This is a genomic window from Maribacter flavus, assembly GCF_008386635.1.
Classification (GTDB): Bacteria; Bacteroidota; Bacteroidia; order Flavobacteriales; family Flavobacteriaceae; genus Maribacter; species Maribacter flavus.
In genome coordinates, this window is the sequence record NZ_VUOE01000003.1 from 242,970 (window position 1) to 268,395 (window position 25,426).

General features: G+C 41.2%; 23 protein-coding genes. 10 read left to right on the forward strand and 13 right to left on the reverse strand.

Annotated elements, in window-relative coordinates; genetic code table 11:
• Positions 1-105 precede the first annotated feature (105 nt).
• From rpsO to tamL, 4 genes are all read right to left on the reverse strand, one after another.
• Positions 106-375, reverse strand: coding sequence for a 30S ribosomal protein S15 (rpsO, locus tag F0361_RS17180; RefSeq protein ID WP_138259359.1), 270 nt, complete (start codon positions 373-375; stop codon positions 106-108).
• Positions 376-475: 100 nt separating this feature from the next.
• Entirely contained in the window at positions 476-1,345 is an 870-nt protein-coding gene (accD, locus tag F0361_RS17185; RefSeq protein WP_138259394.1) for an acetyl-CoA carboxylase, carboxyltransferase subunit beta, read from the reverse strand.
• A 30-nt stretch (positions 1,346-1,375) separates the two neighbouring features.
• Complete coding sequence (gene fbaA / locus F0361_RS17190) at positions 1,376-2,443, reverse strand: class II fructose-bisphosphate aldolase (RefSeq protein WP_154920660.1); 1,068 nt, start codon at positions 2,441-2,443, stop codon at positions 1,376-1,378.
• A 61-nt stretch (positions 2,444-2,504) separates the two neighbouring features.
• Positions 2,505-5,045, reverse strand: coding sequence for a translocation and assembly module lipoprotein TamL (tamL, locus tag F0361_RS17195; protein WP_317131747.1), 2,541 nt, complete (start codon positions 5,043-5,045; stop codon positions 2,505-2,507).
• A gap of 75 nt (positions 5,046-5,120) precedes the next feature.
• On the opposite strand from tamL, the gene F0361_RS17200 reads away from it, so the two are divergent.
• Positions 5,121-5,843, forward strand: a complete 723-nt coding sequence (locus F0361_RS17200; protein ID WP_154920662.1) for a TrmH family RNA methyltransferase — start codon at positions 5,121-5,123, stop codon at positions 5,841-5,843.
• 15 nt (positions 5,844-5,858) lie between these two features.
• Here the strand turns inward: F0361_RS17200 and porT are convergent, their stop codons facing one another.
• Together porT and ubiE are read right to left on the reverse strand one after the other, a co-directional pair.
• Positions 5,859-6,587 (reverse strand): type IX secretion/gliding motility protein PorT/SprT, encoded by a 729-nt coding sequence (porT, locus tag F0361_RS17205; RefSeq protein ID WP_154920663.1) that lies wholly within the window; start codon positions 6,585-6,587, stop codon positions 5,859-5,861.
• Between the two features lie 29 nt (positions 6,588-6,616).
• A complete protein-coding gene (gene ubiE, locus F0361_RS17210) occupies positions 6,617-7,345 on the reverse strand; it encodes a bifunctional demethylmenaquinone methyltransferase/2-methoxy-6-polyprenyl-1,4-benzoquinol methylase UbiE (RefSeq protein WP_154920664.1) in 729 nt (242 codons plus the stop codon).
• A 327-nt stretch (positions 7,346-7,672) separates the two neighbouring features.
• On the opposite strand from ubiE, the gene trkA reads away from it, so the two are divergent.
• Together trkA and F0361_RS17220 are read left to right on the forward strand one after the other, a co-directional pair.
• On the forward strand, positions 7,673-9,022 hold the full coding sequence (gene trkA / locus F0361_RS17215; protein WP_154920665.1) for a Trk system potassium transporter TrkA: 1,350 nt from the start codon (positions 7,673-7,675) through the stop codon (positions 9,020-9,022).
• A gap of 1 nt (position 9,023) precedes the next feature.
• On the forward strand, positions 9,024-10,517 hold the full coding sequence (locus F0361_RS17220; RefSeq protein ID WP_154920666.1) for a TrkH family potassium uptake protein: 1,494 nt from the start codon (positions 9,024-9,026) through the stop codon (positions 10,515-10,517).
• Positions 10,518-10,597: 80 nt separating this feature from the next.
• Here F0361_RS17220 and F0361_RS17225 read toward each other — a convergent pair whose 3' ends face one another.
• Together F0361_RS17225 and F0361_RS17230 are read right to left on the reverse strand one after the other, a co-directional pair.
• On the reverse strand, positions 10,598-11,788 hold the full coding sequence (locus F0361_RS17225; RefSeq protein WP_138259367.1) for a pyridoxal phosphate-dependent aminotransferase: 1,191 nt from the start codon (positions 11,786-11,788) through the stop codon (positions 10,598-10,600).
• Positions 11,789-11,801: 13 nt separating this feature from the next.
• Positions 11,802-12,902 carry a fatty acid desaturase family protein gene (locus F0361_RS17230; protein ID WP_138259368.1) on the reverse strand — a complete coding sequence of 367 codons (1,101 nt, stop codon included), beginning with the start codon at positions 12,900-12,902 and terminating at the stop codon, positions 11,802-11,804.
• Between the two features lie 119 nt (positions 12,903-13,021).
• Between F0361_RS17230 and rsmG the strand changes: the two genes are divergently transcribed.
• Positions 13,022-13,657: a 16S rRNA (guanine(527)-N(7))-methyltransferase RsmG gene (rsmG, locus tag F0361_RS17235; protein ID WP_154920667.1), complete on the forward strand. Its 636-nt coding sequence runs from the start codon at positions 13,022-13,024 to the stop codon at positions 13,655-13,657.
• 264 nt (positions 13,658-13,921) lie between these two features.
• On the opposite strand, the gene F0361_RS17240 is transcribed toward rsmG, so the two are convergent.
• From F0361_RS17240 to F0361_RS17260, 5 genes are all read right to left on the reverse strand, one after another.
• Complete coding sequence (locus F0361_RS17240) at positions 13,922-14,437, reverse strand: DinB family protein (RefSeq protein ID WP_138259370.1); 516 nt, start codon at positions 14,435-14,437, stop codon at positions 13,922-13,924.
• A 107-nt stretch (positions 14,438-14,544) separates the two neighbouring features.
• Positions 14,545-16,173: an L-glutamate gamma-semialdehyde dehydrogenase gene (pruA, locus tag F0361_RS17245; protein ID WP_154920668.1), complete on the reverse strand. Its 1,629-nt coding sequence runs from the start codon at positions 16,171-16,173 to the stop codon at positions 14,545-14,547.
• Positions 16,174-16,259: 86 nt separating this feature from the next.
• On the reverse strand, positions 16,260-16,646 hold the full coding sequence (apaG, locus tag F0361_RS17250; RefSeq protein WP_138259372.1) for a Co2+/Mg2+ efflux protein ApaG: 387 nt from the start codon (positions 16,644-16,646) through the stop codon (positions 16,260-16,262).
• 5 nt (positions 16,647-16,651) lie between these two features.
• Positions 16,652-17,782, reverse strand: a complete 1,131-nt coding sequence (locus F0361_RS17255) for a DUF3667 domain-containing protein (protein ID WP_154920669.1) — start codon at positions 17,780-17,782, stop codon at positions 16,652-16,654.
• 32 nt (positions 17,783-17,814) lie between these two features.
• On the reverse strand, positions 17,815-19,065 hold the full coding sequence (locus F0361_RS17260) for a type IX secretion system plug protein (RefSeq protein ID WP_138259374.1): 1,251 nt from the start codon (positions 19,063-19,065) through the stop codon (positions 17,815-17,817).
• A 152-nt stretch (positions 19,066-19,217) separates the two neighbouring features.
• On the opposite strand from F0361_RS17260, the gene F0361_RS17265 reads away from it, so the two are divergent.
• From F0361_RS17265 to nqrF, 6 genes are read left to right on the forward strand one after another with little or no spacing between them, the layout of a single operon-like run.
• Positions 19,218-20,570, forward strand: coding sequence for a Na(+)-translocating NADH-quinone reductase subunit A (locus F0361_RS17265; protein ID WP_154920670.1), 1,353 nt, complete (start codon positions 19,218-19,220; stop codon positions 20,568-20,570).
• A 3-nt stretch (positions 20,571-20,573) separates the two neighbouring features.
• Positions 20,574-21,836, forward strand: a complete 1,263-nt coding sequence (locus tag F0361_RS17270; RefSeq protein WP_138259376.1) for an NADH:ubiquinone reductase (Na(+)-transporting) subunit B — start codon at positions 20,574-20,576, stop codon at positions 21,834-21,836.
• 2 nt (positions 21,837-21,838) lie between these two features.
• On the forward strand, positions 21,839-22,588 hold the full coding sequence (locus F0361_RS17275) for a Na(+)-translocating NADH-quinone reductase subunit C (RefSeq protein ID WP_154920671.1): 750 nt from the start codon (positions 21,839-21,841) through the stop codon (positions 22,586-22,588).
• A 1-nt stretch (position 22,589) separates the two neighbouring features.
• Positions 22,590-23,237: an NADH:ubiquinone reductase (Na(+)-transporting) subunit D gene (locus tag F0361_RS17280; protein WP_138259378.1), complete on the forward strand. Its 648-nt coding sequence runs from the start codon at positions 22,590-22,592 to the stop codon at positions 23,235-23,237.
• A 22-nt stretch (positions 23,238-23,259) separates the two neighbouring features.
• On the forward strand, positions 23,260-24,021 hold the full coding sequence (nqrE, locus tag F0361_RS17285; protein WP_154920672.1) for an NADH:ubiquinone reductase (Na(+)-transporting) subunit E: 762 nt from the start codon (positions 23,260-23,262) through the stop codon (positions 24,019-24,021).
• Positions 24,022-24,026: 5 nt separating this feature from the next.
• Entirely contained in the window at positions 24,027-25,334 is a 1,308-nt protein-coding gene (nqrF, locus tag F0361_RS17290; RefSeq protein ID WP_138259380.1) for an NADH:ubiquinone reductase (Na(+)-transporting) subunit F, read from the forward strand.
• Positions 25,335-25,426 lie beyond the last annotated feature (92 nt).

The following is a 25,426-nucleotide window of genomic DNA, read 5'->3' on the forward strand; positions in this document are numbered from 1 at the left end:
CAATGAAAAACTGTGTGTAGCTTTTTGTGTTTGTCTATTTTTTTGGCTCCTTAGACATGGAGTATATTTTAAAAAAAGGGGATGGTCAACCATCCCCTTTTGTGTTTATTTTCTAATACCAAGTTCTTTGATAAGCTCCCTGTACTTGACGATATCCTTATTTTTAAGATAGTCCAACAAGCTTCTACGCTTACCTACCAATTTTACCAAAGACCGCTCGGTGTTATAATCTTTGTGGTTGTTTTTTAAATGTCCGGTCAAGTGATTGATCCGGTGTGTGAACAAAGCGATTTGTCCCTCGGTAGAACCTGTGTTCTCCGCTTTCCCGCCATGCTTTTTAAAGATGTCGGCCTTAATTTCCTTGGTTAAATACATTCCAATATTGTTTTAAATGATTTTTATGTATCCGATTTTTTGTAAATCAGGGTGCAAAGATAGGTCTTTTTTCAATACCCGACGAACATTTTTACAATGCTCAGGCTTTTGCCTTTCGGATGGGTTGATTTTGGATGAGGTCTATGTATAGATTGATGTTCTTCTTCAAGTCCTTTCGGTGTGAGATAAAATCCAAAAACCCGTGTTCCAAAACAAATTCGGCGGACTGGAAACCTTCCGGCAATTCTTTACCTGTGGTATCTTTTACTACCCTTGGTCCCGCGAAGCCGATCAAGGCCCCGGGCTCCGATATATTGATATCGCCCAACATGGCATAGGAAGCCGTGGTGCCACCCGTAGTTGGGTCCGTACAAAGCGAAATATAGGGTAGGCCAGCGTCTGCCAATTGCGCAAGTTTGGCCGAGGTTTTGGCCAACTGCATCAAGGAAAGGGCAGCTTCCATCATTCGCGCGCCCCCAGATTTTGAAATCATGACAAAGGGAACCTTTTTCTTAATGGCATAATCAATTCCCCTCGCGATTTTTTCACCTACGACGCTACCCATGGATCCCCCAATAAACGCAAAGTCCATACAGCAGATTACGATATCCTTTCCTAAGGATTTACCGAACCCGGTACGAACTGCATCGGTAAGACCTGTTTTCTTTTGGGCGGCCTTTAACCTGTCAACGTATTTTTTAGTGTCCTCAAATTTTAAAGGGTCCTTGGAAGAAAGTTTGGCATCCAATTCGGTGAATTTGTTGTCATCGAACAAAATCTGGAAATATTCCTTGCTGCCAATACGTACATGGTAATCATCTTCCGGACTTACGTAAAAGTTTTTGGCAAGATCCTCAGATTCTACGATCTTACCGGTAGGAGATTTATACCAAAGTCCTTTAGGGGTGTCCTTTTTTTCCTCTGTGGAAGTCTGGATTCCTTTTTCCTTTCTTTTAAACCAAGCCGTCATGTCTTCCATTTAAAAAGTTATCGACTAAAATTATAGCGTATTCACGTTATTGAGATCCTCAAAGGCTTTCTTTAAGCGCTCTACAAAGGAGGTCTCGCCATTTCTCAACCAAACTCTTGGGTCATAAAACTTTTTATTGGGCTCATCGGCTCCTTTTGGGTTCCCTATTTGGGATTGTAGATAATCCTTGTTGTCCTGGACATAATCTCGTACACCCGCCAAGAAGGCATATTGCAAATCTGTATCGATATTCATTTTTATCACCCCATAGCTGATGCCTTCCCTGATTTCCTCAACGGAAGAACCGGATCCACCGTGGAATACAAAATCGATATGGTTGTGCCCAACGCCGTATTTTTCCGAAATAAATTCTTGGGAATTTTTAAGGATTTTTGGGGTAAGCTTTACGTTTCCTGGTTTGTATACACCGTGTACGTTCCCAAAGGCCGCTGCGATGGTAAATCGATGGCTTACTTTGGAGAGCTCCTCATAAGCGTATGCTACTTCTTCCGGTTGGGTATACAGTTTAGAATCGTCCACATCAGAATTATCCACACCATCTTCCTCTCCACCGGTAATTCCCAATTCTATCTCCAAGGTCATTTCCATCTTGCTCATGCGCTCCAAGTACTGCTTGCAGATTTCGATGTTTTCCTCCAAAGGCTCTTCTGATAAGTCTATCATATGCGAACTGAACAGGGATTTTCCAGTTTCGGCATAATGTTTTTCACTGGCGTCCAAAAGTCCATCGATCCATGGCAATAGTTTTTTTGCACAATGGTCCGTATGCAGGATTACCGTGGCTCCATACGCTTCAGCCAATTGATGTACATGTTTGGCACCGGCAACCGCTCCTAATATGGCCGCCTTCTGCCCCTCATTGGAAAGTCCTTTTCCTGCGTTGAACTGGGCACCACCATTTGAAAATTGGATGATGACCGGTGCGTTCAAGCTCGAGGCGGTTTCAAGTACTCCATTTATGGTGTTGGAACCTATTACGTTTACGGCAGGTAATGCAAATGCCTTTTCTTTTGCATATTTGAAAATTTCCTGAACCTGGTCTCCGGTAGCTACGCCCGGCTTAATATTGTGAGCCATAATCTTTGTGGGTCTAATTAGTTTCTAAAAATGTGCAACAAAAGTAATAAAACAAATATACTTAGAAGGGATAGTTTATGCCAATTTGCAAAACTGAATTGGCAAAATTATAATCGCGAAACCATCTTTTTGAAGGAATTTCAGCGGGATTATAGGTCTTGAATCCAAGGTCTAACCGGAATAAAAAGTAGGTGAAATCATAGCGTAGCCCAAAACCCGAGCCCAAGGCAATATCCCGTAAGGATTCCAGTCCGTTAAAGGTGGCATCCTCGTTCTCCACATCGTCAAAAACATTCCAGATATTTCCTGCATCCGCAAATAAGGCGCCGTTTAAATCGCCAAACAGTGGAAACCGATACTCCAGGTTTAAGGCCAATTTTAAATTAGCTTCATTAAAGTCGTTTAGGGCGGAGGTGCGTCCAGGCCCTAGGGAATACGGGAACCAGGCCCGGTTGTCGTTCGAGCCTCCGGCAAAATAACTACGTACAAAGGGTATGTTATCTGAATTTCCATAAGGGATGGCGATACCAAAAAAGGTTCTGGCCGCCAGTACATTAGAACGGGACAGGTCCCAATATTTCACATAGTCGAACTCGGTCTTTATATACTGTGAAAAGGGTACGTTAAAAACCAAAAGCTGTCCATCATCATTTTCATTAAAAGGGATAAAATTGGAAAAACCGGAGAGTAAGTTCCCGGCACTTTCAACCTTGAACCGGAACTGATAAAAATTGTTATCCAAAATACCATTTCGGTTATTCTTATTGAACGTGTAGTTGGTAGTGAAAATTAGGTTGTTCTCCGTTAAACGTTGTTCTCGCTCGGCGATACTTCTCACATCGCCAATCTGTTCTTGATTGAGATCGTTTATTTCACCTGAAATTACGTCCCTTATAAAGCTAGAAGTACCAATGGTATCATTAGTGCTCGTGGTTACGGTGGTGAGGTTATCGTTCTCATCAAAATAATCTGGATTCACCACATTGGAATTGGCTGCTATTGCATTTAGTTGATTGTAGGTTGTTCTATACACATCATAAAAACGATTCCTGTTCACGTTTCTAACGAATTGGATATTTAATAGTTCGATAGCGTGTTTTTTAAAATCATTGGGGGACCAATTATAACCTAGTATTGCATTGAGGGTCTGTTTGTCCAAACCAATATTTTTTTGAAAACTGGTACCCGCCGAAATTCTTGTTTTTGGCAGGGAATAGTCAGGTATTAGGTTGGTCCTGTTTACAAACGGAAACCATATTCTTGGAAAGTCAAGTGAGATGTCCCCACCGATTTCGGAGAAAAAATCATCGGGGAAAATATCGGTACTTAAAAGGCCAAAGGTGCCATCGGCCGAAATGCTTAAATTTTCAGCGCCTTTAAAAATATTTCGTATCAATAAAGAGGCACCCATACCCACACCGATGCGACGTAAATTCGACCGACTTACCTCAAAATTTGTACCCAAGGAATACTTTGATTTTGGTGCGAGATAGATATTGGTGTTGACCAAATTTTGGATACTGTCCTCCTCAAAAATAATATTGGGATATTTAAAAATGTTAAGACTGTTCAGCTGTCTGGATGTTCTGATCTTGTCCAGGTCTCTATAGATACTGTCTTTTTCAAAGAAAATGGCATCGGCCAGGGTCTTTGGCTTGATTTTGAATTTTCCGGAGTAGTAAATATTAAGGTCCTCGTATCGTACGGAATCCAAGGGGGCACTCTCCGTCGTCGATAAAAAATTCGTAAAGACATTTACTTTGTTGATTTTCTCTACCCTATATTCCGATGTGGTGACTTGATTTTCGCCCCGTCTCCTTAAATCGCCAATATTAAGATTGATATTCATCTTTTGATCGTTCGATGCCCTTACGGTATCCCTTTCAATATCAAATGTGATGGAACTTTCCTGAAAATTTCTAATGCCACTGTTCCTGAAAATCCCCGTCAATCGTTCCCGCTCCAGGGTAAAATTGTTCAGGTCAAATTGTTCTCCTTTCTTCACCAGGGACGCATCGGCATGTAAAAAATAAATTGAATCGATCGCTTTTGAGGAAATATCATTGGAAAGGGAATCTATGTAGTAAGGCTTACCCAAATTGATCCTGTAATCTACCGCCACCTTTCTTTTTCCGTTCGTGGAATCAATGAGGTAGGTGGTACTGTTGTTAAAATACCCTTTGCTGTTGTAGAAGGCACTCAGCCGTTCCAAACTTCGTCTGGTTTGGGTGGTGTCCAAAATTACCGGGGCCTCGCCCACATCCTTGAGCCATACACTTAGACCTTTTACCAGAAAAGACTCGCCCAAACGGTCCACTTGTTTTCTGGAGAGCAGTTTCTCGAGACGCTTCTGCCTATTCGGTTTTTTGTTGAGCCAAGCCTGATAAAGGGAATCCGGATTTTCCTTTGCCAGGTTATAGAGGTTCAGTCGCAAGGGATATCCTAAAATAGCGGTATTGGTCTTCTGATAAATGAGACTTTGAACGTCCTCGTTCGTTACCTTCACAGAATCCACCAAGATGGTGTTTTTCACGATCAGATACTCTTCTTCCTCAACCTTTTTGAGCGAATTACAGGATGTGGAACCTATTGCCAGTAGCAAGATTAAGCTTATTTTAGCTATGTGGTATTTATAGCATGCTACCGTCTTCATAGAAATCAAAAATACATCATTTGAATGGTTGTGAAAAGTGAATTGAAACTTATAAAAAACCTACAGCAAAAAAAATACCGAAATGAAAATGGCCTTTTTGTGATGGAAGGTAAAAAGGCGGTGGAGGAACTTTTGGAGTCTGGATTTAAGGCCTATAAAATCTTTACGACTGGACAAGAATTGCAAGGTTCAAAAGCTTTTGAAGTAGAACCGATTTCCATGAAGGAGCTAAAGCAGATTAGCAGTTTAAAAAATCCTAACGGTGTTATGGGGGTTTTCCATAAGAAAATAACTACCGATTTAAAGGTGGATGGGTGGACGGTCGTTTTGGACGGAGTGCAAGACCCAGGTAATTTGGGTACTATCATCAGGTTGTGCGATTGGTTTGGGATCGAGAACCTCATCTGTTCCAAAGAGACCGTGGATTGCTATAATCCAAAGGTATTGCAGGCCACCATGGGCTCCATTGCCCGTGTCAATATTTTCTATAAGGATTTGACAAACTTTCTAAACGCTACCAAAGTACCTGTTTACGGCGCTTTCATGGAAGGAGAAAATATCCATAAAACAAAATTGCCGGAAAATGGCATCCTGATTCTTGGAAATGAAGGAAACGGTATTTCAGATACCGTTCGAAAGTTGTGCGATTATGAAGTTAGTATTCCGCAATTCGGGAAAAAAACCACCGAAAGTTTGAACGTGGCCACTGCCACGGCCATATTTTTGAATGAAATTAAACGCAAGTAGCAAGCTTATCCACCTCTATTCAAAAGTGAAATTGATAAAGATGCCTCGGGATTTCATGGAGGCGATATTCCCTGTCCAGGGGCTGTTGGGATCGTTGTCCCTTATCAATTCATCGGTAAGTGCAAATACCCCTCTTATGGACGGGCTGAATTTAAAATACTCCAGATAGAAATCGATACCAAAGCCCAACTCATAATTATAGACCCATTTGGTCATTCTATAGGTACGGGAAAGGTTATCGTCCAAGCTAGCTTCGTTACTACCCAAATTTAGGGACGCTGAACCACCACCTATTAAAAACGGTTTCCAGTTACCTAGTCTTCGGGTGCTTACTTTTAAAAGTAACGGAAAGTTTATGTAGGTCGATTTTACCTCTCTTAGTGCATCCCTTTCTTCTTCCAATAATGGGGAGGGAAAACCTAAAAGTCTTGAAGTATAGTGAAGGCCCGGTTCCAACCGTACGTCCAGAAATTCGTTAATACGCATTTCCCCAATTAATCCTACGTTGAATCCCAATGACTTGGCAACTTGTACGTTGGTAAGATCCTTGCCGTTGGCATCGAACCCCAAATCGTCCTCGTATTCAAACTTAAAGTCATACTGGTTCAAACCTAAAAAATATCCCCAGTTCAGGAATTTTTTATCTTCGTTCTCCTTATTTAGAACGGGGTTTTCGTTGAACTGGCCATAAAGGTTCGGGGTCAATATAAGGATACCCAAACATGTGAAAAACCATTTTTTCATTTACTCAAATGTCAATCGTTGTAATACCCTTATTTTTTGGCGATGTATATTGACGATACGCCAAAAGTTTGAGGTTTGTTCGCTACATCTATAAACCCGATTTCCCGTAAAATATTGTTGAAGTTTTCTCCATGGGGAAAGGCAGCGGCAGATTCGCTTAGGTAGCCATACGCAGAATTGTCTTTAGAGAACAGTTTTCCAATCAAAGGGAGGATGTATTTTGTGTAAATGGTATAACCTTGTTTGAAGGGTGTTTTGGTTGGTACCGATGTTTCAAGAATCACCAAGGTGCCACCTGGCCTTAAAACACGGAGGATTTCGGCCAGACCCTTTTCAAGGTTTTCGAAATTACGGACCCCAAAAGAAACGGTTACGGCATCAAAGGAGTTGGTTTCGAAGCTTAGGTTTTCACTGTCGCCCACCACCATTTCAATAATGGGGGATAGGTTTTTTTCATTGATTTTTTTTTCCCCAACCGCAAGCATGCCTGGGGAAATATCCAAACCCACAATTTTTTTTGCCCCCGTTTTTACCATGGCTATCGCAAGATCCCCGGTTCCTGTTGCAATATCCAAAATGGTATTGGGAGCTTCCTCCTTTAGAATAGCCACTACCTTTTTTCGCCATTTTACATCTATACCAAAGGAAATTACGCGGTTTAGGCCATCATAATCCGTAGAAATGGTATCGAACATCTTAGTGACCTGTTCTTTTTTCCCTAAGTTGGAGTCCTTATATGGGGTAACCTTTTTGGCCATTTGCAAATTTTTGGGCAAAGATACAATATAGCAAGAGGTTCTTTCAAATTTTACGGAATTCATTGGTAGCGTCGAAGCGCATGGAAATCCAATACCGTTTCAAGACCGAGATTCTTTTTCTTTAAATGCCATTAGGACTAACAATAAGGTTGGTTTAGGTATCGATTAAATCCTTCTTAAAAGCTTGAAAATAAATTGAAACCTCATAAAATTATGTAATTTTGTACCCATTAATTCACTTACTTGTAGAACATAGCTATTGACCCAATGAGGGTTAGGACCTGGAGGTGAAGACACGTTTCCAGGGAAGCTAGCTTAAGATTTTAAATGAAAATAATAATTGCTGGAGCTGGTGAGGTTGGATTTCATTTGGCGAAATTACTCTCCTACGAATCCCAGAATATTACTTTAATTGATACCGATAAGGAGAGTCTGGCATATGCGGACAACCATTTGGACATTAGGGTGCTCAGGGGCGATGCCACTTCCATTTCCATTTTAAAGGATGCATCGGTACAGGATTCCGAGCTCGTTATTGGTGTAACATCTTCGGAGACCACGAATTTGACCTTGTGTATGTTGGCCAAACAATTGGGCTGTAAAAGAACCATAGCCAGAATTTCCAATACGGAGTTCGTTGATAACAAGGAATTGTTGAAATTTTCCCAATTGGGCATTGATGAGCTTATTTCTCCGGAAGAGCTCGCCGCTACAGAGATTCAGTTATTGTTGAACAAATCGGCATTTAACGACACCTACGAATTTGAAGACGGGGAGTTGATAATGGTGGGGGTATCCCTGCCCAAGTCGGCACCTTTTGTTGGTAAAATGGTCAAGGAGGCTGCCAAGGTATTTCCGGAATTACACTTCATGCCAATCGCCCTACAAAGACTGGGGACACAATATACGGTGATACCACGTGGTGACACCTATTTCAAGGAAGGTGATCAGGTCTACTTTATAACGGTTAAGGAAGGGGTGGACGAGCTCTATAAGCTCACTGGCAAGAAAAAGGAGGAAATTAAAAACGTTATGATTCTTGGTGGGAGTAAGGTTGGGTTCAAAACAGCCCGGGATCTATGCTCCAAACGTTTTAATGTTAAATTGATAGAAAAAAACAAGGAAAAGGCCTTTGATTTGGCCGATGACCTTCCCAATGCCTTGGTCATCAATGGAGATGGAAGAAATGTGGAATTGTTGGACGAGGAGAGTCTGGAGTCCATGGATGCCTTCATCGCGGTAACTGGAAATTCAGAAACCAATATCATGTCCTGTTTGGTGGCTAAATCCAAGCATATCAAGAAAACCATCGCCTTGGTGGAGAATATGGATTATTTTCAGCTGTCCCATTCCATTGGTATCGATACCTTGATCAACAAAAAACTCTTGGCTGCCAACAATATTTTCCGTCATATACGAAAGGGCGAAGTCGTGGCCTTGATGCGCTTGAACAATCTGAATGCGGAAATTTTGGAGTTTATCGTAAAAAAGGATTCCAAGGTTACCGGTTCCACCATCCGGGAATTGAACTTTCCCAAAGATGCCACGATTGGTGGTGTGGTAAGGGACGGTGAAGGAATCATTGCCTTGGGTGGCTTTACGATCCAAGCTGGGGACAGGGTGGTCGTTTGTTGCCATCCGGAGCAAATCCCTAAAATAGAACGAATGTTCCTCTAGCATGCGCTTGAATTCAAGAATTATTTTTCATCTGATGGGGCTATTGCTTCTTTGCAATGGCGGATTTATGCTTTTGGCCGCTTTGGTAAGTGGCATCTACGATGACGGGGCGACCCTTAGTATTACCTTGGCTTCCGTGGCAACCATGTTTGTAGGGGTTTTTGCCATGTATTACACGAGGGGACACCGTAAAGAGGTAAAGCAAAAAGAAGGCTATATCATAGTTACTTTTGGATGGTTGGTCATGTCCATTTCAGGAACGCTTCCCTATATTTTTTCCGGTGCGGTGCCAGATATTACCAATGCCTTTTTTGAAACGGTTTCGGGCTATACGACTACCGGGGCCTCTATTATGGACGATATTGAATCCATGCCAGAAGGAATCCTTTTTTGGCGAAGCCTTACGCATTGGATCGGCGGTATGGGTATCATTGTATTGGCCATAGCTATTTTGCCTCTTTTGGGTATTGGAGGCATGCAGCTATTTTCGGCCGAAGCACCCGGACCTAGTGCCGATAAATTACATCCAAGAATTACTGATACCGCAAAAAGGTTGTGGTTGATCTACTTGGGATATACCATAGCGGAAACTATACTTTTGAAGTTTGCCGGAATGTCCTTCTTTGATGCTATCAACCATGCCTTGGCAACGCTTTCCACAGGAGGTTTCTCTACCAAGAACGCCAGTATTGCGTATTGGAACGATCAGCCATTGATACAGTATATCATTATCCTTTTCATGTTTTTGGCCGGAAGCAATTTTGTAATGAGCTACTTTGCCTTTAAGGGCAAGGTACAGCGAATTTTAAGGGATGAGGAATGGAAATATTATTCGCTCGCTATTTTGATATTTACCGTAGTAGTAGCAGGGGTCATTTATTTTCAGGCCAATATTACCCAGGATACCCCAGGTTATCCCATGGTACTTGGAAAGGCCGAAAGTTCCATAAGGCATGCCCTGTTCCAGGTTATTTCCGTTATAACAACTACCGGATTCGTTAGTGCCGACTTTACCCAGTGGACCCCATTTTTGACAATATTCTTTTTCGGTTTGTTCTTTATGGGAGGATCTGCAGGTTCTACATCCGGGGGTATCAAAATCATGCGACATCTTTTGATCATAAAGAATGGACTATTGGAATTCAAAAGGACCTTGCACAGCAATGCCATCATCCCTGTACGGTACAACAACAAAACGGTAAAGGAAAAGATTGTCTACAATATCATTGGCTTTTTTGTGCTGTATATGCTGTTGTTCATTATTGGGGCCTTGGTATTGGGGATGCTCGGTCTTGATTTTGAATCGGCCATTGGTGGGTCGGCTTCATCCTTGGGCAATGTGGGTCCTGCCTTGGGCAGTTTAAATCCCGTTAGCAATTTTAATAGCCTGCCTGCTTTGGCTAAATGGTGGTGCGGGTTTTTAATGTTGGCCGGTAGGTTGGAACTTTTTACCGTTTTGATATTATTGAATCCTTATTTTTGGAAAAGGACTTAAACTATTGATCAACTCTTTTGAAAACAAAAATCCCGCATTATGAAAATGCGGGATTTTTGTAAATATCCTTTTCGTTAGATTTATAAAAGTGCTTTTTTAATTCTTGCTATCGCTTCCTCTATTTCCTTGACCGATGCCGCATACGAAATCCTGATGCAGTTTCCATTGCCAAAAGCGTCACCTGTGACCGTGGCCACATTTGCATGCTCCAATAAGTACATGGCAAAATCCGAAGCATTATTGATTTTTGTACCGTTCAAGGTTTTCCCAAAATAGGCGGTTACATCTGGGTATACATAAAATGCCCCTTCCGGTTCATTGCATTTAAATCCTGGGATATCGTTCAGCAAATCCAGAATCAGCTTTCTGCGTTTTTTGAATTCATCCACCATATACTGAATTCGGTCGGGAGATTCTTCCAAGGCGGTTATTACGGCCCTCTGCGCAATACAGTTGGCACCACTGGTCACCTGACCTTGTAATTTATTACACGCCCGGGCAATATAGCTAGGAGCTCCAATGTATCCAATTCTCCATCCTGTCATGGCGAAGGCTTTCGCTACCCCGTTTACCGTAACGGTACGGTCATACATGTCCTCGAATTCTGCCATGGAGGCGTGTTTGGTAACACCGTAGTTTATGTGTTCGTAAATTTCATCGCTGACCACAATAATCTGTGGATATTTTTGAAGTACATCGGCCAATGCCCTCAACTCCTCCTTACTATAGATAGAACCACTAGGGTTGCAAGGAGAACTGTACCAGAGCATTTTGGTTTTTGGCGTAATGGCGGCTTCCAATTCCTCTGGGGTCATTTTAAAATCGTTCTCCAATGAAGTTGGCACTTCCACTGGAACACCATCGGATAACTGAACAATATCCGCATAGCTGACCCAGTAGGGGCAGGGTAGAATTACTTCATCGCCCTTGTTGATCATCGCTTGCGCAACATTGTACAAGGATTGTTTGGCTCCTGTAGAAACCACGATTTGGGAGGGTTCGTACGTAAGATTATTGTCCCTTTTAAATTTTGTGATGATGGCCTTCTTTAGCTCCACGTATCCATCCACCGGGGTGTACGCATTGTAATCGTCGTTGATTGCCTGTATAGCGGCATCTTTGATGTATTCCGGGGTATTAAAGTCAGGTTCCCCTAAACTCAACCCGATAATATCTTTTCCAGCCGCCCTAAGTTCACGGGCTTTCGCGGCCATTTCAAGTGTAGCGGAAGGAGTAAGGCTATTTATCCTGTCCGAAAGTTGATTGTTCATATCAATAAAATTACTAGTACTGTAAAGTAGGCTGCTTGCCTAATTCCCTTAAATGTTTGAAGTGCGAAATTATAGCTTTTCTAGTAGTTTCATATTCGTGATATGGTAAATTAAATTCCCTTGCAGTCTGTTTCACAATTTTTGAAATTTTTGTGTAATGGATGTGACTGATATTCGGGAAAATATGATGTTCCACTTGATGGTTCAAACCACCGGTGAACCAATTTACAATCCTATTTTTGGTGCTAAAATTCACGGTTGTAAACAGTTGGTGGATGGCCCAGGTGTTTTTCATGGTGCCGTGATCATCGGGTAGGGGCGTATCGGCATGGTCCACGATATGTGCCAATTGGAAAACCACACTTAAAATTACTCCTGCAACATAATGCATCAGAAAGAATCCAATGAGGATTTTCCACCAAGCGATGTCCAAAATCAACATAGGCAATACGATCCAAATCGTCACATAAAGGATTTTGGTGATTATCAAAGTACTCCAATTGATGGTCGCGCTGGGCAACTTGCCATAGGAAAGTTTACGCTTCATATATCGATACATCTGCATAAAGTCTGTAGTTATGGCCCAGTTAAAGGTCAATAACCCATAAAGGAAGATGGAATAATAATGTTGGAACTTGTGATAGCGCTTCCATTCCGCATGCTTGGAGAAGCGCAATATCCTTCCTGCTTCCATATCCTCGTCGTGTTCATGGATATTGGTATAGGTGTGGTGGAGCACATTATGCTGCACTTGCCAATTGTAAACGTTGCCAGCAAGAATGTAAATGCTACTTCCCATGATTTTATTCACCCATTTTTTATTGGAATAAGACCCATGATTTCCGTCATGCATTACATTCATGCCCACACCGGCCATTCCAACGCCCATGACAATGGTAAGCAATATATTGGCCCAAGTTGGTAGTCCCAAGGTTAAAATTAGGAAATAGGGAGCCAAGAATAGGGTAAACATTACTAGGGTCTTTAAGTGCAATTTCCAGTTGCCTGTTTTCTTGATCTTGTTGTTCTTAAAATAATCATTGACCCTAGCGTTCAGGGTCTTGAAAAATTGTGTTGAATCTCTTCGGGGAAATCTGATGGTTTTGTTCTCCATAACCGATAATCTTTTTTTAAAAATCGAGCAAATAAATTTTTATTTGTTGGGTAGGTTGCCCAAAATAGAAATCTTTGCAAAAAATAATGTATTCTTTTTCTAATTCTACAAATATACGCATGACAGCCGAAACCATTTTTAAATATTTCCCCAATTTAACAGTAGAGCAGCAAAAACATATAAATTCATTAGAGGAGCTCTACAAAGATTGGAACCAAAAGATCAATGTGGTTTCTAGAAAGGATATTGACGAACTGTACCTAAGACATGTGCTCCACTCGCTTGGGATTGCCAAAGTCCAAACATTTAAGGATGGATCTGAAATTTTGGATGTAGGTACTGGGGGTGGATTTCCGGGTATTCCCTTGGCAATTTTATTTCCTGAAGTGAATTTTACCCTGGTGGATTCCATCGGAAAAAAAATAAAGGTCGTCAATGAGGTAGTGGAGGGGCTTGGCCTCACGAATGTCCAAACCGTTAATTCAAGAGTGGAGGAGGTTCCAAATCAATTTGATTTTATAGTCAGTAGGGCGGTCGCGGCCATGCCTACGTTCGTACATTGGGTAAAGGGAAAAATAAAAAAGGAGTCGCAACATGAAAGAAGAAACGGTATTCTGTACCTGAAGGGAGGGGATTTACAGGAGGAATTGGAAAGCTATCGCACAGCTGAAATATTTGACCTTACTGATTATTTTAAGGAGGATTTTTTTGATACCAAAAAGGTCGTATATCTTCCCATGAAATTTAAAGGCTAAAGACTATAAATGGTCTTATAAACCTTCCGACTTTTTTTTGCATATTCCTTTAACCGATTCCAATAATGTATCCGAGTACAGAGTATGTACATCCTACAAAGCTTATATGTTCTGAAAATCAAGTTCATATCCATTCAAAATTCTGCAAAAAACATTTAATTTACAATTAATTAACGTTAAATTTACATTGAAATTGTTCAATTGGATGTTTTTGGAAATAAAAAAGCGCCGGTAAGGCGCTTTAAATTTAGTTTGTGAAAAAGATTATTCGCTCCAGGGTGGCACCACGCCATTAGTTCTTGCATAAGCAATAAGTTGGCCCTTATGCTCTCCATTGTGTTCCATGATGATCAATAGACCTCCTAACTTGTTCATTTTCATAAACCCAAAATCAACTTCATTTCCCAATTCACCGCTTTCCACTTCACCTACTTTGTCCAACACCCATGCATTGGATTTTTTTAGGGCCGTAATAATATTGTCTTTACCCGTTATTTTGGTCAGCCCCATAATATCGACATCTTCTGGAGGTGCAAAGCCCATCTTGGACCCAATGAAATAGTTGGCTCCAGCTACATGGAGCAATGCTTCCGCCACCGAATTAACGCCCTCCATAGGTCTCCAATCATATTGTTCCTCAGAAAAGGCCTCCGCCAACTGGATTACTTGAGCTTGATTTCCCTGTAACAATCCCTGAATGGTGTTTTGTGTTAGGTTTTCCTGTGCTTGGATACCCAATACGCAACCTGTCAGACAGAGTATTGAAATTAATTTTTTCATTTTAGTGCTGTTTAAAAGTGAAGGGTGTTCCCGGATTTTCCGGGAACACCCTTAAAAGTAATCAAAATCTTTATGACTGTAACTTTAGCTTGTTAAAATTCAGACACTTAACCTAAAAAAGGATATCGATAATCTTCCGGGGTCACAAAAGTCTCCTTTATCAGGCGTGGGGATACCCATCGCAATAGGTTTTGAGCAGAGCCCGCCTTGTCATTGGTCCCGGATGCCCTTGCTCCACCAAAAGGTTGTTGGCCCACGACCGCTCCCGTAGGTTTATCGTTTATATAAAAATTCCCTGCACAATTTTGTAAGGCTTTGGTAGCCTCGTCAATCGCATAACGGTCTTGTGAAAGTACGGCTCCCGTTAGGGCATATTCAGAAGTGCTATCTACCAACTTTAGCGTTTTGGACCAGTCCGCATCCTCATAAACATAAACGGTTACCACTGGTCCGAAAAGTTCCGTCTCCATTGTGGCATAATGTGGGTCGGTCGTTACAATAACCGACGGTTCTATAAAGTAGCCTTTAGATTTGTCGTAACCACCTCCAACGATAATTTCCGCTTCTTTATCATTTTTTGCTTGGTCAATGTATTTGGCAAGTTTATCAAATGAGGCTTCATGAATGACAGCGGTGATGAAGTTCCCCATGTCTTCGGGCGATCCCGGTTTGTTAAAAGAGGCCACATCCTTTTTAACCAAATCCAATATTTCTTTGGACGTGGATTTAGGTAGGTATACCCTGGATGCCGCACTACATTTTTGCCCCTGAAATTCAAAAGCGCCCCGCGTAATCGCCGTGGCAACTTGTTGAGGTTTTGCTGTGGGATGCGCAATGATAAAGTCCTTTCCGCCGGTCTCGCCAACAATTCTAGGGTATGTTTTGTAGGTATGAATATTGTTTCCTATCTGTTTCCAAAGTTCCTTAAATACATGAGTTGATCCCGTAAAGTGAATGCCGGAAAAATCTGGACTCGCCAAAACTGTTTCCGTTATCATTACCGGGTCTCCGTAGACAACGTTGATTACCCCATCCGGTAGTCCTGCTTCCTTGAATACATCTACGATGACCTTTGCGGAAAATATTTGGCTGTCACTTGGTTTCCATACCACCACGTTCCCCATCATGGCCGCACTTGCAGGCAGATTTCCTGCAATTGCCGTAAAGTTGAAGGGTGTAATGGCATATACGAATCCTTCGAGAGGTCTATATTCCACGCGGTTCCAAATGCCTTCGGACGAATAGGGTTGCTCTTCGTAGATCTGTGACATATATTCCACATTGAATCTCAAAAAGTCTATGAGTTCGCAAGCCGAATCAATTTCGGCCTGATGTATAGTTTTTGATTGCGCCAACATGGTCGCGGCATTTATTTTTGCACGATAAGGACCTGCAATAAGTTCGGCCGCTTTTAGGAAAACCGCAGCACGCTGCTCCCATGTCAAGTTTGCCCAAGCCTCCCTGGATTCTAGGCAGTTGGAAATTGCTTCCTCAACGTGTTTTTTTTCAGCAAGATGGTAGTTGCCCAAAATATGTTGGTGATCATGTGGGGGCGACATCGGTTTGGTGTTTCCGGTACGCACCTCCTTGGGGCCAATATACATTGGTATATCTACCGTGCTAGTGTAATAGGTTTTGTATTGCTTTAATACCTGTTCGCGCTCAGGAGTTCCTGGAGCATAACTTTTTATTGGCTCATTTATGGCGGCCGGTACTTGGAAAAATCCTTTGCCCATGGTCAATTTTTATTTTTAAAATTAGTAGTTGACCAAAAGTACTAAAAGGGGTTTGTTATAAAAACTAAATTGAGGTTAAAACCTATTTAGTTCAGGGCAAATGGGGCACTAAACTTGAATGTTGGGATATACACCCTAAAATTTTCCGTGGTGGTAAAGTTTATCATGTTGTAATGTCCCTTCATAGCTCCAATTGGAGAGGTTAGAAGACATCCCGAATTATAGGTGTGCGACTCACCGGGTTTAATAACAGGTTTTTTCCCTATTACTCCTTCACCATCCAAGGTTTCCACATCGTTCAAAGAGTCATAGATTCTCCAATGGCGTGACGTAAGTTGAACGGAATCCTTGCTCTGGTTTTCGATGGTAATGGTATATCCAAAAGCATAATGCATCTTGTAATTTTTGAAGAAAGTACCTTCAAAATTCGTTTTAACGGAAATCTTAATGCCTTTGGTAACTTGTGTTGTCATAATATCTAATAGGTAAACATACTACCTGCAAACAATAGTGCAGCTCCTATACCAGCTAAAATAACGAAAATTGTATTTAGGAAAATATATTTAACAATAGTTTTAAATCTGCCCTGTTGGTAAAAGTTCCGCATTGCCTTATAGAGGTAAACGGCGAAAATCAGGATAAATATAGCACTAGTGTCAATTCCAAAAACGGCATCGATCATATAGCTAATAATGAGCAAGATAAAGAACAATGATTGATTGTGGAAACTAAAGATTAAATGATCGGTATAAGTATATCTTTTTCTGATATATACCAACCAAATGAAGAGCGAGAAGACCGGTAAAAAGAAAAATGTGGTAAAAGGCAATTTGGAAAAAACGGAACTTATATAGGCCCCCGGCTGTCTTTTTACCCGTATCAAACTTTGCGCTGTATTGAAGGAAAAATTATTGTGCCAGGTGTCCTCTAACCCATATTTTGTCTTTGCTTCTTCAAATATGTAAAAAGTATCCTTCTCGATCAACGTTGTGAAAATTTCCTGTTTCCGAAAAAGTGATTCAAAAAATGGTTTCTGGTTGGCCGCTTCCACTTGCTTTTTTGGATCTTTCATAATGATGGAATCCCGTATCCTAATCCTTTCCGAAATAAGTCCATTTATGTTCAGGGAATCCAGCTGGGCCATGACTTCTTTTTTATCGGCCTCATTATCCCCAAAATCATAATCTTCTACCATGGAACTACCAAAATTTATAGGCAAGTCCTTGGAGTTGGAACCGTAACGGTTCAATTGATCAAAATTACCCGAAAGTCCAATGAGCAAAAAATAAATGATGGCCAAACTTAACAGAAACCTAAATGGATTGGTATAGGACATCCTTTTGCCCATGATATAGTCTGCGGTAATCCTACCGGGCCGTAAAAGCAAAGCCGCTAGGGTTCTAAGTAGTCTTGAGTCGTAGGAAATAATGTTGGAAAAAAACTCCTCGAAAAAATCCTTTAAGGTTAGTTTTTTAGTGCTGTTTGCCTGCGAGCAATGTGGGCAGTATTTATCGCTTATGTCCAAAGGGTGACCACAATTAAGGCATTCCACTCCCCTGTACCGAAGCTGGTAACGCCCTTTTGTATTAACACTTGGTTTGGTCTCCATGGAATATGTTAGATTACAGGGACCCGATAAAATCAGTTACTGATGTTTCTGGAATTTGCGGAGCCCACTCCTATAATACTATCGTAAAGGTCTCCAAAATTTCTGTAATATACCAAGATCATGTAGTTGTTTTCCGTAAAATGAAAATTTCCGCCAACGGTATTCAAATTTATTTTGCCAGCTTCGTTTTTTGTAACGTATTTATAATTGTAAAAACCTTGCTTCAAAATCAAGGTGGCTTCCATCATTCCGTTATTCTCGTTGTAGGTCATTTTATTTTCCTCGGATAGGGCATAGTTATTGAATTTCCCAAAAATGTATACATCGTCAAGTCCTAATGCTTCTGTATATGGTAGGCTGAAATGGACCTTGGTGTATTCCGCTTCCCTAGAGGCATCGTCCCCTTGCAAGGTCCTAACCACAAAGTCCCCGTTGATATCCGGAAAGTAGGTGTAGGGTTCATTCGCCCTAAAATTGTCACTGAATAGATAATGATTGTAAAGGCGATCCCCTATTTCTATTCTTGCGATTTGGGAACTCGGGGCCCTTAGGTCACTGGTGTCGAACAACAAATATTCATTGCCCCCAAAAAATGCGGTTTCCTGATCATACCGGTACACCAGTTCAGCCCCCAAGGTGAACTGTGGCTTTATATTGTAGATGGCATTTTCCCAATAATTGTTTTGGATAATGGCAACTTTGACTTCCTGTTTTGGATTTACCAATTGAAAATTACCTGGATTGATCCTAAAATGAACCACCTGCTTTTCATTTAAAAAGTTGAAATCCCGCGAACGCTTTACCTCGGCACCAACTTTTACGACATCCTTATAAACCATGAACCTTCTTGAGAATTGGAGCTCGTAACTACTGTTGTAGATTTCGATTAGGTAGTTACCGGTAACCCTTAAACGTACATTTTCATTTGGTATGGTAAGCTGATAGTTGGAATAGGTCTCCAACGTTGTGTAGCTATTTTCGTAATTTATGATTCGTTGATTATCGATACCGTCCAGATATTGGGATTTAAGAAGGTCCGATGGGGTCCAGTCATAATCACAATGGACTATTTTATAATAATAATCCTGTTCGTTTGCCAATAGGTCATCGAATTCCAATCGAAGGGTTTCCCCAATCTGAACTACAGGAAATTGATCGTCCGTTGGTCCTCTAAATATGACCGACTTAATATGGTCCGGGGGATTGATTTCCTCTTGTATCTGGGCCAACGCGCCTTGAATACAGAGAAGGCCAACAATTATTTGTTTAAGGAAAAATCGCATTTAACAATTAATATTTGGGTTAAAGGTAAACAAAAAGGATGCCTAAAAAATTTACCTCGATAGAATGCCTAATTTATGGTTAATTATTATGAAAACTTTTCATTTAGTAGTAAATTCGCAGCAAATTTTGTTAACCTAAGGTCTACAATAATATGTCAAAAGACATTCGAATTAAAAAAGGACTGGACATCAATTTGGTAGGAGCTTCCGAGTTGTCTACTTCAAAAGCCGTCCTAAGCAATGTTTACGCAATAAAGCTTGATGATTTTCACGGAATAACTCCTAAAATGTTGTTGAAGGAAGGGGCCGAGGTAAAAGCTGGAGAGCCATTGTTTTACAGTAAAGCCAATGAGAAAATGTTGTTCGTTTCTCCGGTAAGTGGTGAATTGGTGGAAATTGAGAGGGGCGCGCGTAGAAGGATACTCAGGTTGAAGATTTTGGCCGATAAGACCCAAGAAGTTGTTGAGCACAAAAAACTGGATCTGGTAAAGGCCTCTGGTCAAGATATTAAGGATGCCTTATTGAAATCCGGCTGTTGGCCTTTCGTAAAACAACGTCCCTATGATGTTATAGCCGACCCTAACACTACTCCAAAAGCTATCTTTATTTCTGGCTATGCCACGGCTCCATTGGCCGCTGATTTGGATTATGTTTTGAAAGGCAAGGAGGAGGAGTTGCAGACAGCGATAACTGCTTTAGGTAAACTTACTCCCGGAAAAATACATGTTTCCGTGGGTGCTTCCGGAAATTCGCCATTGTCGGGTTTAAAAGGAATCGAATTACATACAGTATCCGGCCCACATCCTGCTGGATTGGTCGGGACACAGATAAACAAAATTGACCCTATTAACAAAGGCGAGTTGGTTTGGACCGTTTCTCCCCAAGATTTGGTCATCATCGGGGAGTATCTCAATACGGGTAAATTCAATGCGGAAAGAATCGTGGCATTGGCTGGATCGTCCGTTAAATCTCCTAAATATTATAGTACTAAAATCGGTGCTGAAATCTCTACGTTCCTCTATGCTAGTGGTGTAAACGATGAAAACTTTAGAGTCATTAACGGCGATGTGCTAACCGGATCCAAAAGTGCCCCAGATGGTCATTTAGGTTTTTATAATAATACGGTTACTGTGATTCCGGAAGGTAATGATTATGAGTTGTTCGGATGGAACAAGCCTGTGTTTAATAAAGTTTCAACTACCAGGGCCTTGACTTTTTCTTGGTTACAGCCTAAAAAGAAATATGATTTGACCACAAACACTAATGGTGAACATAGGGCATTTGTGGTAACAGGGCAATATGAGGAAGTTTTTCCAATGGATATTTATCCCCTACAATTGCTAAAAGCATGTATGGTGAAGGATTTGGATGAAATGGAACAATTGGGGCTTTATGAAGTTGCACCTGAGGATTTTTCTCTAACTGAATTCATTTGTATTTCCAAACAACCCCATCAAAAAATTATTCGTGAAGGATTGGATTTATTGCAAAAAGAAATAGGATAAGATATGAGTTTAAAAAGTAAAATGCATGAGTTGAAAATGAAGTATCAAGGCAAAAAGATGGCGCCTGCTTTCAATGCCTTTCATACTTTTTTGTTCACTCCCAATGAAACTACCCATGGCGGTACGCATGTAAAGGCTGCTGACGACTTAAAGAGGACCATGAACACTGTGATAATGGCGCTTATTCCTGTGTTGCTGTTTTCCATGTTCAACGCGGGCTATCAGCATTATGCAGCCATTGATGCGGCCAATGGAACTCCAAGGTCATTGTCTTTTTTCGAAAACTTTTTGACATGGGACAATTTCTGGATTGGCATAATCAAAGTTTTGCCTTTGGTCGTTGTTTCCTATGGGGTAGGACTTATTGTGGAATTCATTTTTGCCGTAATTAAAGGGCATGAGGTCGAAGAGGGTTATTTGGTAACCGGAATGTTGGTTCCCCTGATCGTTCCCGTTGATACCCCGTTGTGGATGTTGGCCGTTGCCGTCGTTTTTGGAGTTGTAATTGGCAAGGAAGTATTCGGCGGTACCGGAATGAATATTTTGAACCCTGCCCTAACAATACGTGCATTCCTGTTTTTCGCGTATCCTACATGGATGAGTGGTGATAAGGTTTGGGTGCATGGTGCCGTGGAACGAGCAGGTGGTCCGGATGCCATTTCAGGTGAAACAATCTTAGGTTCCTTGGCCCAAAATGCCGAGGTGAGTTATTCAGTGTCCGATATGTTTTTCGGTTTTATTCCGGGTTCTGTTGGGGAAACTTCCACACTTTTGATATTGATTGGAGGCCTCTTTTTGATTTTCAGTAAGATTGCCAGCTGGAGGATAATGCTTAGTGCCGTAATTGGATCTTTGGTTATGGGTCTAATTTTCAACCAAGTGGTCGAAATGGGTTGGATTACCGAAACTAGTAAGTTTTATGGTTTAATGAGCTTTGAATTTTGGAAGCATCTGATTGTGGGCGGTCTGGCTTTTGGTATTGTTTATATGGCCACTGACCCTGTTACAGGTTCCCAGACCAATCGCGGTAAATGGATATATGGCTTCTTCATTGGTTTTATATCTGTAATGATTCGCGTTTTCAATCCCGCCTATCCAGAGGGTGTCTTCTTGGCGATATTGTTGATGAACGTGTTTGCGCCCACCATCGATCACTACGTGGTACAGGCAAACGTAAAACGAAGAATGAAGCGATTTAAGAATGCCGTTGTACTACCAAAGGATACGGACGGTAAGGCTGAAGAATTAAAAGTAGAAACGGTTTAATTATGGCAATAAATACAGATAAAAATGTGTATACCGTGGTTTTTGCCTCGGTCATGGTGGTCGTTGTAGGTTCAATACTTGCTTTTCTAGCTACAGGATTAAGCGGTAGAATCAACGAAAATATGCGTTTTGAGAAACAGCAAAATATACTCTATGCAATGGGTGTCAATGAAAATGCCGACGAAGGGAGCGTTAATTTTGTCCCAACAGATGAAGTTGAGAGTGAGTTCTCCCAATACATAACCGAGCAAATTGTTATCAAGGGGGATGAGGTCGTTGAAAACAAGGAAGCTTATTTGATCGATATGAAAAAGCAACTGGCCTTGGCTAAAAAGGGTCAAACTCCAGAGTTGCCATTGTTTATTGGTGAAAAGGAAGGAAAGAAATTTTATGTGATCCCCATGTACGGAAAAGGTCTTTGGGATGATATCTGGGGTTACATCGCCTTGGATAGTGAAATGGTAGTTCAAGGGGTATTCTTTGATCATAAAGGGGAGACTCCCGGATTAGGAGCCAATATTAACCAACGCTATTTCATGGATGACTTTTCAGGTGAAAGTATTATGGATGGTACTAAGTATGCGGGCATAAATGTTGCCAAAGGAAACAATGATCCCCTGAACAATGACAAGGACGATAATGAAGTAGACGCTTTGGCAGGTGCAACCATTACCGGCAATGGGGTTGCGGCCATGATCAAGGAGACCGTAAATCTTTACAAGGATTATTTACAAACAATTAGAACCAATTAATATGGCACTTTTATCAAAAAAGGATGCGAATCTTATAAAAGATCCCCTGGCGGATAACAACCCGATTACTATTCAGGTATTGGGTATCTGTTCGGCTTTGGCAATTACCGCAGAACTAAAGGCTTCCGTGGTTATGGCCATCGCGGTTATGTTCGTTTTGGGTGTGGGAAACGTAGTTATATCGGCTATGAGAAATATAATCCCTTCCAAGATTAGAATTATCGTACAGTTGATAGTGGTAGCCACCTTGGTAATTGTAGTGGATCAGGTGTTAAAGGCATTTGCTTATCCACTAAGTAAAACACTATCCGTTTTTGTAGGATTGATTATTACCAACTGTATCATCATGGGACGTTTTGAAGCCTTTGCCTTGGGAAATGGTCTTTGGAGATCATTCTTGGATGGAATAGGGAACTCCTTGGGTTATGGAATTATTTTGGTAATCGTAGGTTTCTTTAGGGAACTTTTGGGCTCAGGAACCTTATTTGGATTTCCAGTTTTGGGTGATCCAATTGAAAAGACTGGCCTTTATTCTATTGGCTATGAAAACAATGGATTCATGATTATACCTCCTGCGGCCCTCATTGTTGTTGGAATTATTATCTGGGTGCAGCGATCTAGAAATCCTGCATTGGTAGAAGAGAATTAAGAATACACTTACACACAATATTATGTTAGAGCATATAGAATTATTTTTTAGGTCCATTTTTATTGATAATATGGTATTCGCCGTATTCCTGGGGATGTGCTCCTATTTGGCGGTTTCCAAAAAAGTGGCCACGGCCGTAGGACTAGGGGCAGCAGTCATTTTCGTACTTGCTGTAACAGTTCCCATGAACTGGCTCTTGGATAAATATTTATTACAAGATGGAGCATTGGCCTGGTTGGGACCTGAGTATGCGGATTATAACCTAAGCTTTCTTTCTTTTATCTTGTTCATTGCTACCATTGCAACCATGGTACAACTTGTGGAAATCGTAGTGGAAAAGTTCTCACCGTCACTTTACAATTCCTTGGGGATTTTCTTGCCCTTGATTGCGGTAAATTGTGCCATACTTGGTGGATCACTTTTTATGCAGTCCAGGCAAATCGAAACCTTTGGATTGGCGTTTAACTACGGATTAAGCTCCGGTATTGGTTGGTTTTTGGCCATTTTGGCCATCGCGGCCATCCGTGAAAAAATCCGTTATTCCAATGTTCCAGCACCATTGAGGGGATTGGGGATAACCTTTATCATAACCGGATTAATGGGAATTGGTTTTCAAAGTTTCGGTGGTATGTTGACCGGTGGGGATGACGCAGCCGAAGATGCTCAGGAAACCGTAAATATCGAAACTCCAAAGAGCGAAGAAAAGGAAGTGACCAACCACGAGGTAACTGAAAATAATTCTGAGATCGACAAAAAGGAAATCTCCTATAACGACGTAAAATAATTAGCATGATTTTAGCTGCAAGCACAGGCGGAACAATATTGATTACAGTAGTCGCTTTTTTAATTCTACTGATGATATTAGTGGCTTTATTATTGTTCACCAAGGAAAAATTATCCCCTTCAGGTCCCGTAACCATTACAATCAATGGTGAAAAAAAGATAGAAGTGGGATCGGGTAGTTCTTTACTTTCTACATTGGGAAATCAGAAAATATTTTTACCATCCGCTTGTGGTGGTGGTGGAACTTGTATTCAATGTGAATGCCATGTGCTTTCCGGTGGTGGAGAAGCACTACCGACCGAGACACCTCATTTTTCAAAAAAGGAATTGAATCATGGAGCGCGTTTGGCCTGTCAGGTGAAGGTAAAACAGGACATGGAAATTACCATACCTGAAGAGGTTTTCGGTATTAAGAAATGGAATGCCAAGGTGGTTAGAAATTACAATGTTGCCTCTTTCATTAAGGAATTTGTAGTTGAAATTCCAGAAGATATGAACTATAAGGCTGGAGGATATATTCAGATAGAGATTCCGGAGTGTGAAGTCAAATATGCGGATATCGATATCACGGCCCACCCAGAGGAACATGAAACTCCTGATAAGTTCAAGGCAGAATGGGATAAGTTCAATCTATGGCCTCTGGTGATGAAAAATCCGGAAACGGTAGAAAGGGCCTATTCAATGGCTTCCTACCCGGCTGAAGGACGCGAAATTATGCTGAACGTCCGTATTGCCACACCGCCATGGGATCGCAATAAAAATGGTTGGATGGATGTAAATCCCGGTATTGCTTCATCTTACATATTTAACCTGAAGCCAGGTGACGATTGTATTATATCAGGTCCTTACGGAGAATTCTTCATAAATGAATCAGATGCCGAGATGTTGTATGTTGGTGGAGGTGCAGGAATGGCCCCGATGCGTTCCCACTTATATCACCTTTTCAAAACATTAAAGACAAAAAGAAAGGTATCGTATTGGTATGGAGGTAGGTCTAAGCGAGAGTTGTTTTACTTAGACCATTTTTACCAGTTGGAAAAGGAGTTCCCGAATTTCAAATTTTATTTGGCCCTTTCCGAGCCTTTGGAAGAGGATAATTGGAAGGTCAAGGAAGATATCGATGCACCAGGGGACGGCTTCGTTGGATTTATTCACAATTGTGTGATAGACAATTATTTGAGTAAGCATGAGGCACCCGAGGATATTGAACTTTATTTCTGTGGTCCCCCGTTAATGAACAAAGCGGTTCAGAAAATGGGCGAGGATTTTGGTATTCCTGATGAAAACATTCGATTTGACGATTTCGGAGGCTAGTAAAAAAGGAAAACAAGAATATGTAAAAACCGATATGCATGCATGTCGGTTTTTTTTGGGGTGGGATTTATCGTTTCTTCTTAATCGGAAAA

What these genes read in the sequence shown, in the direction of transcription:
- rpsO (WP_138259359.1), bottom strand. Translation starts at nt 375, where the DNA reads ATGTATTTAACCAAGGAAATTAAGGCCGACATCTTTAAAAAGCATGGC.
- F0361_RS17265 (WP_154920670.1), top strand. Translation starts at nt 19,218, where the DNA reads ATGTCAAAAGACATTCGAATTAAAAAAGGACTGGACATCAATTTGGTA.
- ubiE (WP_154920664.1), bottom strand. Translation starts at nt 7,345, where the DNA reads ATGGCCAAAAAGGTTACCCCATATAAGGACTCCAACTTAGGGAAAAAA.
- F0361_RS17260 (WP_138259374.1), bottom strand. Translation starts at nt 19,065, where the DNA reads ATGCGATTTTTCCTTAAACAAATAATTGTTGGCCTTCTCTGTATTCAA.
- F0361_RS17230 (WP_138259368.1), bottom strand. Translation starts at nt 12,902, where the DNA reads ATGGAGAACAAAACCATCAGATTTCCCCGAAGAGATTCAACACAATTT.
- rsmG (WP_154920667.1), top strand. Translation starts at nt 13,022, where the DNA reads ATGACAGCCGAAACCATTTTTAAATATTTCCCCAATTTAACAGTAGAG.
- F0361_RS17280 (WP_138259378.1), top strand. Translation starts at nt 22,590, where the DNA reads ATGGCACTTTTATCAAAAAAGGATGCGAATCTTATAAAAGATCCCCTG.
- apaG (WP_138259372.1), bottom strand. Translation starts at nt 16,646, where the DNA reads ATGACAACACAAGTTACCAAAGGCATTAAGATTTCCGTTAAAACGAAT.
- porT (WP_154920663.1), bottom strand. Translation starts at nt 6,587, where the DNA reads ATGAAAAAATGGTTTTTCACATGTTTGGGTATCCTTATATTGACCCCG.
- F0361_RS17220 (WP_154920666.1), top strand. Translation starts at nt 9,024, where the DNA reads ATGCGCTTGAATTCAAGAATTATTTTTCATCTGATGGGGCTATTGCTT.
- F0361_RS17240 (WP_138259370.1), bottom strand. Translation starts at nt 14,437, where the DNA reads ATGAAAAAATTAATTTCAATACTCTGTCTGACAGGTTGCGTATTGGGT.
- F0361_RS17275 (WP_154920671.1), top strand. Translation starts at nt 21,839, where the DNA reads ATGGCAATAAATACAGATAAAAATGTGTATACCGTGGTTTTTGCCTCG.
- F0361_RS17270 (WP_138259376.1), top strand. Translation starts at nt 20,574, where the DNA reads ATGAGTTTAAAAAGTAAAATGCATGAGTTGAAAATGAAGTATCAAGGC.
- pruA (WP_154920668.1), bottom strand. Translation starts at nt 16,173, where the DNA reads ATGGGCAAAGGATTTTTCCAAGTACCGGCCGCCATAAATGAGCCAATA.
- F0361_RS17200 (WP_154920662.1), top strand. Translation starts at nt 5,121, where the DNA reads ATGGTTGTGAAAAGTGAATTGAAACTTATAAAAAACCTACAGCAAAAA.
- trkA (WP_154920665.1), top strand. Translation starts at nt 7,673, where the DNA reads ATGAAAATAATAATTGCTGGAGCTGGTGAGGTTGGATTTCATTTGGCG.
- fbaA (WP_154920660.1), bottom strand. Translation starts at nt 2,443, where the DNA reads ATGGCTCACAATATTAAGCCGGGCGTAGCTACCGGAGACCAGGTTCAG.
- nqrE (WP_154920672.1), top strand. Translation starts at nt 23,260, where the DNA reads ATGTTAGAGCATATAGAATTATTTTTTAGGTCCATTTTTATTGATAAT.
- F0361_RS17255 (WP_154920669.1), bottom strand. Translation starts at nt 17,782, where the DNA reads ATGGAGACCAAACCAAGTGTTAATACAAAAGGGCGTTACCAGCTTCGG.
- nqrF (WP_138259380.1), top strand. Translation starts at nt 24,027, where the DNA reads ATGATTTTAGCTGCAAGCACAGGCGGAACAATATTGATTACAGTAGTC.
- accD (WP_138259394.1), bottom strand. Translation starts at nt 1,345, where the DNA reads ATGACGGCTTGGTTTAAAAGAAAGGAAAAAGGAATCCAGACTTCCACA.
- F0361_RS17225 (WP_138259367.1), bottom strand. Translation starts at nt 11,788, where the DNA reads ATGAACAATCAACTTTCGGACAGGATAAATAGCCTTACTCCTTCCGCT.